We start from the raw sequence: 15,973 nt of genomic DNA on the forward strand, positions 1-15,973 counted from the left end.
TCAAAATCTTACAGAACTATAGCTCAAGCAACCGGTTTCCCGAATCCTGATTGATTAGTTTTCACCTTACCTTTCAGGTCATCCATCATATTATTTACAGCTACATTACATCTGGACAACTTATTTGTAACTATATTCGTATATAAAATAAAAACAGCTATGATCAGTACAATCTTAATCTTATTAAACTTATTGGTGTCGCCACCAAAAAATGTTTACGATTTCAGCTTTAAAACCATTGATGGTAAAGAAATCAAGTTATCTAAATTTAAAGGCAAAAAGATCTTAATTGTTAACACAGCTTCTAAATGTGGGTTTACCCCTCAATATGAAGATTTGGAAAAACTTCAAAAAGAATACGGTAAAAAAGTAGTGCTGATTGGTTTTCCGTCAGGCAACTTTGGCGGACAGGAGTTTTCTACCAATGCCGAGATCAAGGAATTTTGTACAGGGAAGTATAACGTTTCGTTTTTACTTGCAGAGAAAAGCAGTGTAAAGGGCGACGATATCAGTCCATTGTTTAAATATTTAACTTCACAGACCAATACTGAAGAACAGGGCGATATTAAATGGAACTTTGAGAAATTCCTAATCAATGAAAAAGGAGAGCTTGTTCACCGTTTCCGTTCTAAAACTAAGCCTACAGACGAGGCGATTACTAAAAACTTATAAAGCTTAGTGTTTAGGGGTTAGCGTTTAAATACTAACCCTTAAACCCTAAATTGTTGCATCTAACCCTAGTTTTTCTCCAAAACTGTTTTCCAGACTAAAGCACTTAGTGCTGCGCCAATAATAGGCGCTACAATAAAGAGCCAAACCTGGCTTAGCGCCTCTCCGCCAACTAATAAGGCAGGTCCGATACTCCTGGCAGGATTTACCGATACTCCGGTTACCGGGATACCTACAATATGAATGAGTGTTAAACTTAAGCCAATTGCCAGTCCGGCAAAGCCTCCGTTAATGTTTTTAGTTGATGTTGAGCCAAAAATGACCAATAAGAAAATAAAGGTGAGCACAATTTCGGCAATAAAACCAGCATGCAAGCCGTAATGCTGCGGAGATAATGCTCCAAAACCATTTTGCCCTAATCCATTTGCCGCCAAAGAATATTCTGGTTTTCCTGAGGCAATTTGTAATAAAATAAATGCACCTGCAATGCCGCCAAGTACCTGCGCTATAATATAATAGGCGGCTTCACTAATTTTCATGCGGCCTGCTATTACCATTCCGATTGAAATGGCCGGATTAATGTGACAGCCTGAAATATGCCCTATGGCATACGCCATCGCTGTAACTGATAAGCCAAAGGCAAAAGATATACCCAGTAAGCCAACTCCGGTTGTGCCATTTGCACCAGCTATAACCGCGCTGCCACAGCCCATTAAAACCAAAACGAGCGTGCCTAAAAATTCGGCACTGAATTTAGAAAGTTTACTTGTCTCCATATAATTATTATTTAAAGGTTTAAAATTATATCTGGATGATTGTCAATCTAATATAACTAAAATTTAAATATAATATGGGTAAATATTGGCGGGATTTAACCTCAATGAATTGCAAAATTTAAGGCATAAGAAAGGGGCTTAAATCCATAAGCCCCAATAAACCAAACAAACTATTTATGAAGTATATATATAACTCCTTTTTAAATAAAATGTTTTAGTAATAATTGATTTATTTGGATTTTATGAGGCTTAATGCCCGTGTTTTAAGCTAAATGAGCCAAAACGCATAAAATAAGCAGTTTTGTAACAAAAATGCAGCTTGTTTTTGACTTTAGGATGTTAAAATAGATTTAATTGCGCTGACTGATAAAGATAAGGGTCAAATGAGTATGCTGCTGTATTGTTTTGGCTTTCGCCTACGTAATAAAGCGCTGTTTCTTCGTATCTGGAAGCTACTTTTACCAAAGTGTTGCCGGCAACGTTCTTAAAAAGCTTTTCAACCAATTCGGGGTCATTATTATCTTTTGATAAATGACTCAGTAATAAATGGCTCATATAGGCAGGCTTGTGGTTTACGAAAAGTTCCAGTGCCTGTGCATTGCTCAGGTGCCCTTGCCCTCCCATAATCCTCTTCTTTAAAAAATACGGGTAATGGCCGTTCTGTAACATATTGGTATCGTAATTGGCTTCCAGAAAGGCTGCGTGGCAGTTTTTGAAATGGGTAATCAAACGATCGCATACCGTACCTATATCGGTAAAAATGCCAACCCTGATGTCATTGCACTCTACGGTAAAACTATAGGGATCTGCCGCATCATGAAATTTTGAAAATGCCGAAATTTTTAAATTGCCGATATTGATGCATTGCAGATGGTTCAGCGTGAAAATATTGTTTTCGTCTAAAAGCAATCTGCTGTTTTTTAACGTCGGCGTACTGATATATACGGGTAATTTATATTTCTTTGCAAACACAGCCAGGCCCTTAATATGGTCGCTGTGTTCGTGCGAGATAAAAATTGCTTTAATTTTGCCAACCGAAAGCCCCAAACGGGTCATGCGTTTTTCAACTTCCCTGCAGGTGAGGCCCACATCAACTAAAACCGCTTCGTTATCGTTGCCCACATAGTAACAATTACCGTTACTTCCCGAATTTATTGATGTAAAATATAGTGCCATTTTCTGCCTGCAAGATAAGGCTTATTTCATTAAAGAAAAAGAATGCTATGCCTTTACTCCGTTATGTTCCACCAGCCGTGATAGGAGGGGAAGAAAAGCCTGGATGAGGTTAAGTTCTTCTGAAGAAAATATTTTTTCGAGTGTTTGTGCCAGCCATTCTTCCTTGATTTTACGGCTGGCAATAATGTGTTTCTCGCCTAATTTGGTTAAGCCGATAAATACTTTCCTTTTATCATCTTCGCTCGGGAAACGTTCTACACATTTTGCCTCATACAAGCCGTTTATAATCTGCGAAATGGCCTGTTTAGATACCCTTTCCAGATCGGCCAGTTCGGTAGACAACAGTTTTCCGTGCGTTTCGAGTAACGACATGGTTAGCAGTTCGGCATTGCTGAACTCTGAACTTACGTTCTGCCGGCGCAACTGGCGGGTTAAACGCGTAACGGTGCTTCTTAATTTGGCTGCAATCTCTTGTGTTTGAGTAGGCATATTAATGGTAAATAAACTTTACAAATATAAGCTTTTATTTTTATTTGTTATTTGCTGATTTTTTATGAATTGTGTTTTTTATGATTTTAAAGTGATAAAAGCAAGTGTTTTGAGTTTTTTCATTTAAGCTAATTTTTCTAATTTTGTAAAGTTACTTTACTAATTTTAAACACATGAGTATTTTTAGGTCACTAAGGCATTATAATTACAGGTTATTTTTTACAGGTCAGGCTATTTCGCTAATCGGCACATGGATGCAGCGTGTAGCCATCAGCTGGTTGGTTTATCGTTTAACAGGATCTGCTTTTTTGTTGGGTTTAATCACTTTTTTAAGTTTAATCCCTTCTTTGGTGCTGGCGCCGTATGCCGGGAGCTACGTAGACAGGCATAACAAGTATAAAATTTTGTTGATCACCCAGGTAATACTCATGTTGCAGGCTGGTGCACTGGCTTTGATGATTTGGTTTAAAGTGTACGATATGTTCTGGATTGCAGCACTTTCGTTAGTACAGGGACTGGTCAATGCTTTTGATGTAACCGCCCGCCAATCGTTAATGGTAAATTTAATTGATGATAAAGAAGATCTGCCTAATGCCATTGCACTTAACTCTTCGATGTTTAATGCCGCAAGGTTAATAGGGCCTGCCTTGGCCGGTGTAATTTTGAGTGCCTGGGGCGAGGATATCTGTTTCCTGATTAATTTTATAAGCTTTATTGCCGTATTGGGCTGCTTGTTAATGATGAAACTTAAGCTCACTGCGCATGAAAAAGCCACAGAAAATATCTGGACTGACCTGAAAAAAGGGTACGATTACCTTAAATCATCGCCAGATTTAGCTTCTATGGTTTTAATGATGGCTGCTTCGAGTTTATTGGTTATCCCTTTTACCACTTTATTACCCGTTTTTGCGAAAGATATATTTAATGGAAATGCCACAACCTTTGGCTGGTTCGAAAGTGCAGCAGGCTTTGGTGCTTTCCTGGGCGCAATTTATATGGCAACTTTAAAAGCAGACCGTAACCTGCAAAAGATTGTAATGTCTGCTGGTATTTTATTGGCCCTTTCAGTTGTGGCATTGGCCATATCACCATCACTTATTGTGGCTTTATTCTGTACAGGGCTTGCTGCCCTGGGTTTAATGGCCCAAACATCTTCTATCAATACCTATTTACAAACGCATGCCGATGATGTAATGAGGGGAAGAACCTTAAGTTATTACATTATGGCTTATCAGGGGGTATTACCAATAGGAAGTTTGTTGATGGGCTATCTGGCACATCTTTTCGGAACGCAGGTGGTAGTGGCTTTTGAAGGGGTGGCAGGCTTATTGATTGTGGCCGCCTTTGTATACCATGAAAAACACAGAAATCAATTGAAAAATAAGTTTTCCCTGTTTGGAAATTAGGTGATAAATGATTGTTAATTGCCTTTACTTCTTAATGCAGGATAATGATCATTGGTTACCATTAAGGCGTTAAGGAATATTAAGGTTTAGTGCAATTTGTTTCCTGCAGATTGCAGATGATAAACACAGATTTTAGTGTAAAAATGCCAGCTGCTAAATGCCAGCCATTACCCGTGCACAATCAGCTTACAATCTACCATTATCTTCTGGTAGTTCCTGATGTCAATTTCCCGATTGATTAACTGAAGCAATAATTTTATTGCATTTGTGCCTACCGATTCCGGATTTTCTTCAATAGAGGCAATAGGAGGGCTACTGAGATAACTGATAAATGAGTTATTTCCAAATCCTATGCACTCAATTTCGTTAACATTTGGGTAGTTTATCGATTTCAGGTATTTTATGGCATCAAACAGGATTGGCTCTTTAAAAGCCACAAGTGCCGTAGGTACATTTTCCGTATCGGTAAATAATTTCTTGATTGCCGAGATGGTATTTTCGGGATCAAAATCGGTATAAGCAACCAGTTGCGATGAAAAAGGCAATTGGTTATCTTTTAATGCATTGATGTAACCATTAAAGCGATCGTGGGTAAAATTAATCATTTTTGGCCCACCTAAATAAGCGATCTTTTGATGTCCCCTGTCTATTAAAAATTTTGTCGCCTGATAACAGCCCTGAAAAGTATTGCCCAAAACTTTATGGCAGTTTAAATTAAAACTCGGGTTCCGGGTATAATATACCACCGGAATGCCCATGTTTTCGAACTGGTTTAAATGTGCAAAATCTTGGGTGTTTTTTGAAATAGCCACAATTAAACCATCAACGCGGTTACGCAGTAACCTATTTGCCGATTGAATTTCTCTTTCTAGGTCGTCGTGCGATTGGCTAATGATGACATTGTATCCGTTCTGTGTGGCAAATTGCTCTACGCCATAAATACTGCGCGTAAAAAAGTGATCTAACAGGTTGGGTAAAATAATGCCGATCAGGTGCGATTTCTTTTCCTTTAAATTAATGGCCGATTTATTGGGCAAGAAGTGCAGCTCGCGGGCCAGTTCCTGAACACGTTGTTTCGTGTATTCGTTTATAGTTGGATAATTATTAAGGGCTTTTGATACTGTTGAAACGGACATCTTTAACTTTTCAGCCAAGAATTTTAGTGTAACAGGGGTGTTGTTCATCATCTTTTCCAATCTCCATGCATAGTTAAGAAAAAAACGTAATTATTTCAAACGTTTGAAATGGAGTTGAAGTGTATTTTGCATCGTTTTGATTTATTTAAAACGTTTTAATGTTTGAAGCTTTTCTAAATTCGTTATACCAATATAAACTAACCAAATAAAATATGATGAAATCATTACTCACTTCCTTCGGCTTTAAAAGGGTATTTACAGAAGTATCAGGCCTAGTTGCGGGCACTAACCTCATTTTGTCTCAAAAGTATTACGTTTTAAAGACAGAATCATACCATTCTCAAGACGCTTAAACGCAACGTTCAGGCATTTTCCTGACCGCTTGATTTAGCACATGGCGGGCAATTTTTATACTGAATTAGCTGGATTTGTCTCATGCAAATCTATTTAATAAGGACCGGCTGCGCACTGAATTTTAACAATATAGATAATATTTATTGTAATTATGGATAAACTTTACAATTTAAAAAGCACTTTACCATCTGTTGGCTTTGAAAAAATCCAATGGTTAAAAACGCTTTATACCTTCACTTTTCTTTTCCTGATCAGTTACTCTTTTACAGCCTTCGCACAAACTTCGGTAACCGGTACGGTAAAAGATAACAAAGGCATTACTTTACCGGGAGTAAGTGTGCGGATAAAAGGAACACAGATTGGTACAGTGACCGATGATAATGGAAAATACACTATTAAAGGTACTAATGGAAATTCTGTACTGGTTTTTGTTTATGTAGGGTATGCTACAAAAGAAATAGCAGTTGCCGGTAAAACCGTAATCAATGTTACCATAGAAGACGATGCGCAGGGGTTAGACGAAGTAATGGTGGTGGGTTATGGCACACAGAAAAAATCAACATTAACAGGCGCGGTTGCACAGATCAATTCGGAAGATATTATGAAATCGCCAACGCCAAACCCAACCAATAGTTTAATTGGCAGGTTACCAGGTTTGCAGGCCGTTCAAACCAGCGGGCAACCAGGGGCCGATGCTTCTACACTTAAAGTACGCGGCGTAGCAACTTACAATAATTCTTCGGCTATTGTTGTGGTAGACGGAATTGAAAGACCAAGTTTTGCCGATGTAGATCCAAATGAAATTGAAACAGTAACCGTGTTGAAAGATGCTGCTTCTACCTCAATTTACGGTATCAGGGGAGCAAATGGTGTAATTGTAATTACCACGAAGCAGGGAAAAATTGGTAAACCACGCATTACCTATACCGGTAACGTGGCTTTACAGACTTATACAGGTTTGGCCGTTGGCTTAAATGCTTATGACAATGCACGTTTGCTCAACCAGGCTTATAAGAACGATGGCCAGGCAGCACCTTTCGCCGACGACGAATTACAAAAGTTTAAAGACGGTTCTGATCCGATCGGTTATCCGGATGTGCAGTGGTTTGATTATTTGACACGCAAATTTTATCCTCAAACTGCTCACAATATCAATATTAGTGGCGGAACAAAAATTGCCAAATATTTTGTTTCTGCTGGCTATTCCTTTCAGGATGGAATTTTTAAAAAATTCGACTCACCTTATGGCATCAATACGGTGCCTAATTTTAGCCGTTACAATTTTCGTTCTAATGTTGATTTACAGTTGAATAAAGATTTTACAGTCGGGATTAAGCTGGGCGGGCGTTTCTCTAACCGCTATCAGCCGTCTGGCCTGTTGTCGTCGTCAGCATTCTCTTACGACACAATTGAAGGGATGATCTCGCGTATCCTGCAGGTTCCGGCTTATGCCTATCCGGTTACCTTACCTGATGGCAGGATTACGGCAAACCCAAACGTGGGTACCAACATCTGGAATCCTTATGCCATTTTAACCCGTTACGGAACACGTAATGATGATAGTAATACTATTGAAAGTACTTTTAACCTCGAATATAAATTAGGGTTTATTACCAAAGGTTTATCTTTTAAAACCAATTTTGGTTACGATTCTTATTTTGTAAACCAGCAGCGTAGAAATGCCAACTGGGCAGCTTATGTTTACGACCGTAAATCGGGCGCGGTTACGCTTTCTACTGATACCAGGAACCGTGATGAACCTTTAAGTTCCATTATCAGTGTAACGCAGGGAAGTACGAATTATAACCTGCAAACAGGTTTTTATTACGACCGCGATTTCGGTAAAAGCAATGTATCCGGTTTAATTTTGGGTACCCGCCAACTGGTGCGTACCAATGGTGGCGATATTTATACTGCGCCGCCAAGAGCCGCACAGGGCTTGGTTGGCAGGGTTACCTATAACTATGCACAACGGTATTTTGCAGAATTTAATGCCGCTTATAATGGATCCGAAAACTTTGCCTTTGACGGTTTCTTAGGTTTTCCAAGTCAGCAGTATGGGTTTTTCCCGTCATTTTCTGCCGGATGGACCGTTTCTAACGAGCCCTTCTGGAAAAAGAACAATGCCATCACTTATTTAAAATTCAGGGGAAGTTATGGTTTGGTAGGTAACGATCAGGGAATTGGCAGGTTTTTATTCCTAACCAGTTATACCTCCATTCCAACAAGTGTTTTTCCGGCACTTCAATTTGGTTCACCCAATTCGCCAACCACTTATCCAACCATCTATATCCCCGATAATGGTTTGGGTAACCCGAAAATTACCTGGGAAACCGGAACAAAACGGAATCTGGGTATGGAGGCCCGTTTCTTAAAAGATGCCTTAAAATTAAATGTAGATGTATTTGATGAAACCCGTAAGGATATTTTAACCTCTCCAAAAGATCAGTTTTTATCATTTGGCCATATCTATCCATCATTAAATGTTGGTGTGGTTTACAATAAAGGTTATGAAGTGGAGCTGGATTACCAGGGTAAAATCGATCAGTTTTCTTTCGGATTGAACGGGCAGTTGAGTTATGCTAAGAATATAGTTAAAAACGCATCAGAACCAGCCGGAACACCTGATGCCCAAAAAACGGAAGGGAAACCAGTAGGCCAGTTTATTGGTTATCTGAATGATGGTTTTTACACTTCAGCGGCTGATGTTGCAGCTTCTGTTAAACCGCAGGGGGTTACACCGATTCCGGGCGACCTGAAATTTAAAGATTTAAACGGGGATGGGGTGATCACGCCCGATGATCGGACCTCGATCGGCTATTCGCCAAATCCTGAATATATTTTTAGCCTTACGCCTAGGCTGGCCTATAAAGGTATCACGCTATCGGTAATGTTCCAGGGAGTGGCCCATGTAAGTTCGAACGTTATTTTAACCGAACAAAATAACGGGCAGCAGATGTATCCGTTCATGCTCAATGCCTGGACACCTGAAAATGCTGCTACTGCAACATGGCCTGCGCTACACGCAAGGGGATATACCGGGTTAAATTACTCGCTTAACGATTTCATCCTTCAAAATGCAGCCTACATTAAATTAAGGAACGTAGAGCTGGCCTGGACTTTACCGCAAGCCTGGACAAGTGCTTTGAAAATCGGAAGCATCAGGGTGTTTGCCAACGGACAAAATTTATATACATGGACGAAGTTTAAAATGTACGTAGATCCTGAAAACTTAAACACCGTAAACCAAACTTTCCCGCTGCAATCACTTTATCCATCATCTAAAGTTTTCAATCTTGGTGTTAACGTTAATTTTTAATCAGATGAAAAATTATAAAATATACTCTTTAGTTTTTTTACTCACACTCCTTATAATTTCCTGTAAAAAAGATTTCTTAAACAGGACCCCTGAAATTGCTTTAGATGATAATGGGGTATTTGCCGATCCGCTTAGGGCAGCAAGTTATGCTGATGCGGCATACAATTATATGATTAATGATTATGCGAGGTTTAATGATCACCGCGGATCGACTGCCCAGGCTTCTGATGAGGCGGTATCAGGCAACTCCGAATCCAGTGTTACCACATTAAACAGGGGATTATACCACGATCATTCCAATTCGGCATCTTTAAACGATATGCGCGATGTCTGGACCAGGTGTTATGCCGGTATCGCTATTAATAATAAAGTATTAGCCAGAATGGCCGGCGTACCCGCTGCCGCAGTTTTTCCAAAACAGCGAATTGAAGGTGAAATGCGGTTTTTACGTGCTTTTTCTTATTTCGAACTCATCAAAAGATTTGGAGGTGTACCGATAATGGATAAGGAATATGGCGTAAACGATGATATTAATTTTCCAAGAGCCTCTTATCAGGCCTGTGTCGATTTTATTATTGCCGATTTAGATAAAGCCGTTACCTTACTCAACAACGATGCCGATAATGGCGCTTCAAATTATGGAAGAGCAACTAAAGGCGGCGCATTAGCCCTTAAATCGCGGGTGCTTTTATATGCAGCAAGTCCGCTTAATAATCCCAATAACGACAAAGCCAAATGGCAACTGGCAGCAGATGCGGCCAGTAAGTTAATGGATGGTATCAGTGCCGGTCAGACTTATGCTTTGCAGCCCACTTATGCTGACATATTAAATATGGCTTCCTCTTCTGAATACATTATGATCAAAATCAGGGGCCCAAGGGCAATTGACGGAATTTTGGCAGATTATGCCATGTCTCCGGGCTCTGGTGGGGCACAGGGCCAGATGAATCCCACCCAGAATCATGTGAATATGTACGAAATGGCAAATGGCAAAGCGATTACAGATGCAACTTCCGGCTATAATCCTCAGCAACCATACCTCAACAGAGATCCCCGTTTTTACGCCAATATTCTGTATAATGATCAGGCCTGGCAAGGTAAAAAGATCGAAATGTGGTCTTCCACTTCATCAACGGGTGTAGTTACTTATGGTAAAGATTGGAACCCAACCAACATTATCTATACCGCTACCCGGTATTACTGCAAAAAATACTGGCCTGAAACCTATGTGCGTTTGGGTGGTACTTCGGGTACAGCTTTAATTAATTATATTTTCTTTCGTTATGCCGAGATCATGTTAAACTATGCCGAAGCCCAGAATGAAGCAAATGGTCCGGATGCCTCAGTTTACAAACAATTGACGGATATCCGTGCCCGCGCAGGAATTGCTGCTGGTGCCGACAATCTGTATGGTTTAAAAGCCAATATGACCCAGGACGAGATGAGGGCAGCCATCCGCCACGAACGTGCGGTAGAACTGGCTTTCGAAGATCACCGCTGGTACGACATTATGCGCTGGAAAATCGGTCCTGAAGTTATTGCTACCCCAATGTATGGAATGAACGTAGTTAAAAACAGCAATGGTTCATTTACTTACACACCGGTGGTGCTGGGGCCAAATTTTCAAAAAACATATACTGCTAAACAAGATCGTTACCCTATTCCAAGATCTGAGATTTATAAGAGTAATGGGGTGTTAATTCAAAATCCGGGATGGGAATAAACCATATGTTTAATATCACGCAAAACAGATTTTATTCAGTTATGAAATTATCAAAATCAAAATATATAGTTTGCTTTCTTTTTTTGTTGATGGCAGTACTAAAAGTTAGTGGTCAAACACCCGATGAGGCGCTGACTGTTACCAGCAAGGTTTTAGACCAGAATAAAGCACCACTTCCGGGAGTGGTAATTACCATACAGGAAGATAAAAGCAAGCGGTCGGTAACAACCGGTATGGATGGGTCTTTTACCCTTCAAACTACATCAAGTGATGTGCTTGTTTTTAAAATGATCGGTTATGGTTTGGTACTTAGACCTGCATTGGAAGTAAACCAGGCACCGGTTATCTTAAGCAAAACACTCGTAGATGCCGGAGATGACGACAATGTGTACATTCCGTTTGGTGTAAGGAAAAGAAGAGAGATTACCGCAACCATCAGTACCTTAAAAGCTGATGATCTTCCCCAGATTCCTTCATCTTCCTTGAACAATGTATTTTCGGGCCGCTTATCAGGCTTGGCCATTATTCCAAATGGTTCACAGCAGCCTGGTTATGATGTATCGAGTTTTCTGATCCGTGGACGTTCATCCTACAACAATAACCAGGAGCCATTGGTATTGGTTGATGGTGTGGAGCGCGATTTTAAATCGATGGACTTGGGCGAAATTGAAAGTATAAGCGTATTAAAAGATGCCGGAACCATCGCCTGGTATGGCATGTATGGTGCAAACGGCGTTATTTATGTAAAAACCCGCCGGGGTAGTGCCACTTCAACCAAAGTTACTTTTGATGCACAGGCCGGTATACAACAGCCGCTGAATATTGCCAGTCCGCTTGATGCCTATTCTTATGCAACACTTTATAACGAAGCGCTCGTAAACGGAGGTGCCGCACCAGCCTATAATGCTACGGCCTTACAGGCTTATCAAACCGGTTCTGATCCTTACCGGTACCCAAACAATAATTTTGTTAAAGATTATATCAGGCAGGTGGCGCCTACACAACGTTATGTAGCCACAGTTACGGGCGGTAACGCTTTTATTAAATATTATACACTGGTAAGTGCTTACAATCAGTCTGGTATCTATAAAGGTGGTAATAACCCTACTTATGATGGCAATACCAATTTTAACCGTTATAACCTGCGCACCAATATCGATCTGCATGTAAGCAAATCATTGGATGTATCTCTTGATATTGGCGGGCGTATTACCAATCTACGCTTTCCGAATATTGGAACAGGCACCTTCTTAAACACGGTGTACGGTACTCCGGCAAATGCTTTTCCGGTGCTGAATGCCGATGGAAGTTATGGCGGAAATTCGATCTTTCCGGCCAATAACCCTTTGGCAATGTTGGAATCGAGAGGGGTAAGTACCGATTTAACCAGGAATTTATTGGCTACGATAACTGCAACCCAGAAACTGGAAAGCATTACCAAAGGCTTATCTTTCAATGTATTTTATTCTTATGATGTAGCCGGAACATACCGTTATGGCTTTAACCAGACTTACGCTACTGTTGATCCATTTGCTCCGGGTGGTCCTGCTACCTACGGCACGGCGTCTATTGTGAGTTATGCTGCTAACTCTTTTATGGGTAATCTGCGCAGGAACGAGTTATGGTTAGGTTTCGATTACGATCGTACTTTTGGTAAACATGGCATCAAGTTTACTACACGTGGCTCCAGAGCTAATTATTCAACCTTTACTGCTTTAGATCAGCGGAGAGAAGGCTGGTCTAACCGCCTGTCGTATAACTATAACCAACGTTATTACCTGGACCTGATCGGAACGGTTTCTGGTTCTGAAAGTTTTGCCCCAGGAAAACGTTACGGTTTCTTTCCGGCGGCTTCGGCAGGGTGGATATTGTCTGACGAAAGTTTTATGAAGGGTGCCTCAGGATTTCTTGATCTGTTAAAAATAAGGGGTTCATATGGCTTGGTTGGTAACGATGCTACCGATAATTTACGCCGTTTCGCTTTTAACGATTATTTTAACAGAAGTGGTGCCGGGTACAATTTCGGCACCAGTTACACCGGGGTAGGCGGTACCGAGCAAAGGCCTTTGGCCAACCCTAATTTAACCTGGGAAAAGGCTTATAAAGGCAGCATAGGTTTTGATGCAAAATTGTTTAAACAAACGCTTTCAGTCAGTGCTGATTATTTCTCTGAAGATCGTAAAAATTTGTTAACCAATTCATTACTTCCAAATGTGCTTGGCCAAACACTCCTGCAGGTAAATGAAGGGGAGGCATCTTACAAAGGTTTTGAAACCAACCTTAATTTTTACAAAAAAATCGGTGCTGTAGATCTGAATCTGTTTGCAAACTATACCTATACCAAAAGTAAAATCATCTCGATAAACGAAGGCGCCGGTATTCCGGCTTATCAATCGAGGGTTGGCCACGAAGTTTCCAGTGTGATTCAGGGTACAGGTTATGTAAGCAGCATGTTAGAAGCTATCGGAATTTTCCAGTCGCAGGCAGAAGTAGATGCCTCACCCATACAACGTTTTTCAAGAACAGTTGGGCCTGGCGATATTAAATATAAGGACCAGAACAATGACGGTGTAATCGACAACCTCGACTTTGTAAACACCGATTTTAACTTCGTTCCAAAATCTTTCTACGGTTTTGGTGCAAGTGTGGCCATGAAAGGTTTTGACCTGAACTTCCTTTTTCAGGGTATGGGTGGCCGAAGCATCAGCATTCACGATTTGGTTATATCAGGTAACTCTACAACAGGTTATATTAACCAGTTTAGTGTAGACAGGTGGACCCCAACCAACCCTGATGCAAGCTATCCAAGGTTATTGGTGGCCGATCGCGGTAACAATACGCAGAATTCTGATTTCTGGGTGCGCTCCGGCGATTACCTGAGGCTGAAAAATATTGAGTTAGGTTATTCCCTTCCTGCATCGTTTGTGAAGCGGTTAAAACTATCTCAGTTAAGGTTTTATGTAAGCGGATTAAACTTGTTGACGTTTGATAAACTCGGTAACTTACCCATCGATCCGGAATTACCTGAATCTGGTTATGCTTACGGAACAGCATCATCGGGAGCTTACTACCCTTATATGAAAATCTATTCATTTGGATTGAACTTGAAATTTTAACTAAACTGTAATCTTAACAAGATGAAAAAAAATATATGCTACGTACTTCTTGCCGCATCAGCAATTTATCTGGCAGGTTGTAAAAAAGATGGTTTTTTGCAAGATGGTGCAGTTACGCCAAACGGCGATGTTTCAGAAGCCCAGGTTTGGGCAAATCCTGATTTTGCCCGGAACTTTTTAAACAATATTTATGCTACACTTTCTGATCGCTATAGTCTCGATAATGATGGGGCTATGTTGGCTTCCGGTAGTGATGAGGCAGTAAATTCCAATCTTAATTCAAACATTAATATTTTGAATAACGGTACCTGGGGCCCTGTTAGGGTAGTAGATGATGTGTACACCGCAATGTATACCGGCATCCGTAAAACCAATATGTTTTTGGTTAATGCGCCAAAAAGTGCCATTATCCCTTCTGATGGTTTAACCTTTGCCCAGGATATTGCGCGATTGCGTGGCGAAGCGTTCTTTTTAAGGGCATTCTTTCACTTCGAACTGGTAAAACGCTATGGTAGTGCCGTATTGGTTACCAGGGTTTTAAATGCCGATGAGAATTTAGATTTGCCACGAAACACTTTTGATGAGTGTGTGGCGCAGATTTCTTCAGATTGCGATTCGGCAATTGCCCGGCTACCATTAGGACCAACTGATTGGGCGGTGGCCAGCAGGGGCAGGGCAACTCAAACGGCCGCAATGGCGTTAAAAGCGAGGTTGTTACTGTATGCGGCAAGCCCACAATACAACCCCAATGGCGATGCAGCTAAATGGCAGGCTGCTGCCGATGCCGCCAAGCGGGTAATGGATACGGGCAAACATGCCATTTATTCTTCTTATCCGAATATCTGGTTGTGGAACGTATCAGGAGCGGCCTATAATACCGAAGTTATTTTTGCTACACAAACCCTTAATACCAATAGCATCGAAACCAATAATGCACCCATTAGTTATGATGGGGCAAACGGTCGCACCAACCCTACGCAGGAACTGGTTGATGCCTTTGAAATGAAAACAACCGGGCGTCCAATTAGCGACGCTGCTTCGGGTTATAATGCATCAAATCCGTATGCAAACAGAGATCCGCGATTGAATTTTGCCATTATGTATAATGGCTCTACTTTTAAAAGTAAACCCGTTGAAACATTTGTTGGCGGTAAAGATGGTTTGGGTTTAAATGTGAACGCCACAAAAACCGGATACTATTTACGTAAGTTTTTAAGTGAAAGCGCCGTATGGAATAACTCTTCCAATACCAATGTGCGCAGGCCGTGGATTTTCTTCCGCTATGCCGAAGTGTTGTTAAACTATGCCGAAGCACTAAACGAAGCACAGGGTACAGCAGCCTTACCACAGATTTTATCCAGTTTAAATGCACTGCGTAACCGGTCAGGGGTAGCCATGCCAGCTTTACAAACAACCAATCCGGCCGGAAACGGTTACGTGGCGCCAACAAAAGAAGAACTCCGTAAGCGGATCCGTAACGAACGCAGGGTAGAGTTATGTTTCGAAGAACACCGTTTTTACGATGTGAGAAGATGGAAAGAAGGCGAAACAAGTTTCAACAAAAATGTAACCGGTATGCGAATCAGCCTGGTTTCTCCAGGCGTTTATAGCTACCAGCCCTTTGTGGTCGAAAACAGGGTTTTCACCGCAAAAAATTATCTGTATCCAATTTCACAAAACGAATTAAACAGGGCGCCATCGCTCAAACAAAATGCAGGATATTAATAAAAAACTAAATTCCACAAATTTAGGCCGATGGTGGGAACATCGTCCGTTAATTAATTGTTAGTTTTGGGAACGATCAATTAA

General features: G+C 40.8%; 10 protein-coding genes. 6 read left to right on the top strand and 4 right to left on the bottom strand.

The genetic code is table 11. The annotated features are described in order from the left end of the window. Positions 1-159 precede the first annotated feature (159 nt). On the top strand, positions 160-672 hold the full coding sequence (locus ACFSR6_RS21555) for a glutathione peroxidase (protein ID WP_379082856.1): 513 nt from the start codon (positions 160-162) through the stop codon (positions 670-672). Between the two features lie 65 nt (positions 673-737). On the opposite strand, the gene aqpZ is transcribed toward ACFSR6_RS21555, so the two are convergent. The 3 genes from aqpZ to ACFSR6_RS21570 form a co-directional block, all read right to left on the bottom strand. After that, entirely contained in the window at positions 738-1,445 is a 708-nt protein-coding gene (gene aqpZ, locus ACFSR6_RS21560) for an aquaporin Z (protein WP_379082858.1), read from the bottom strand. A 339-nt stretch (positions 1,446-1,784) separates the two neighbouring features. After that, positions 1,785-2,621: an MBL fold metallo-hydrolase gene (locus ACFSR6_RS21565; RefSeq protein ID WP_379082860.1), complete on the bottom strand. Its 837-nt coding sequence runs from the start codon at positions 2,619-2,621 to the stop codon at positions 1,785-1,787. 45 nt (positions 2,622-2,666) lie between these two features. Continuing rightward, complete coding sequence (locus ACFSR6_RS21570; protein ID WP_379082862.1) at positions 2,667-3,110, bottom strand: MarR family winged helix-turn-helix transcriptional regulator; 444 nt, start codon at positions 3,108-3,110, stop codon at positions 2,667-2,669. 173 nt (positions 3,111-3,283) lie between these two features. Between ACFSR6_RS21570 and ACFSR6_RS21575 the strand changes: the two genes are divergently transcribed. Then, the gene (locus ACFSR6_RS21575; RefSeq protein WP_379082864.1) at positions 3,284-4,516 is read left to right on the top strand and encodes an MFS transporter; all 1,233 of its coding nucleotides are present in this window, start codon (positions 3,284-3,286) and stop codon (positions 4,514-4,516) included. A gap of 167 nt (positions 4,517-4,683) precedes the next feature. Here ACFSR6_RS21575 and ACFSR6_RS21580 read toward each other — a convergent pair whose 3' ends face one another. Continuing rightward, a complete protein-coding gene (locus ACFSR6_RS21580) occupies positions 4,684-5,703 on the bottom strand; it encodes a LacI family DNA-binding transcriptional regulator (RefSeq protein ID WP_379082866.1) in 1,020 nt (339 codons plus the stop codon). A gap of 454 nt (positions 5,704-6,157) precedes the next feature. Between ACFSR6_RS21580 and ACFSR6_RS21585 the strand changes: the two genes are divergently transcribed. The 4 genes from ACFSR6_RS21585 to ACFSR6_RS21600 all read left to right on the top strand — a co-directional run bounded on the left by ACFSR6_RS21585 (position 6,158) and on the right by ACFSR6_RS21600 (position 15,889). After that, a complete protein-coding gene (locus ACFSR6_RS21585; RefSeq protein ID WP_379082868.1) occupies positions 6,158-9,325 on the top strand; it encodes a SusC/RagA family TonB-linked outer membrane protein in 3,168 nt (1,055 codons plus the stop codon). A 4-nt stretch (positions 9,326-9,329) separates the two neighbouring features. Then, positions 9,330-11,048 carry a RagB/SusD family nutrient uptake outer membrane protein gene (locus tag ACFSR6_RS21590; protein ID WP_379082871.1) on the top strand — a complete coding sequence of 573 codons (1,719 nt, stop codon included), beginning with the start codon at positions 9,330-9,332 and terminating at the stop codon, positions 11,046-11,048. Between the two features lie 89 nt (positions 11,049-11,137). Next, positions 11,138-14,164, top strand: a complete 3,027-nt coding sequence (locus ACFSR6_RS21595) for a SusC/RagA family TonB-linked outer membrane protein (protein ID WP_379082873.1) — start codon at positions 11,138-11,140, stop codon at positions 14,162-14,164. A gap of 21 nt (positions 14,165-14,185) precedes the next feature. Beyond that, entirely contained in the window at positions 14,186-15,889 is a 1,704-nt protein-coding gene (locus ACFSR6_RS21600; protein WP_379082875.1) for a RagB/SusD family nutrient uptake outer membrane protein, read from the top strand. Positions 15,890-15,973: the final 84 nt, after the last annotated feature.

The sequence above is a fragment of the Pedobacter vanadiisoli genome (genome assembly GCF_042684385.1).
Classification (GTDB): Bacteria; Bacteroidota; Bacteroidia; order Sphingobacteriales; family Sphingobacteriaceae; genus Pedobacter; species Pedobacter vanadiisoli.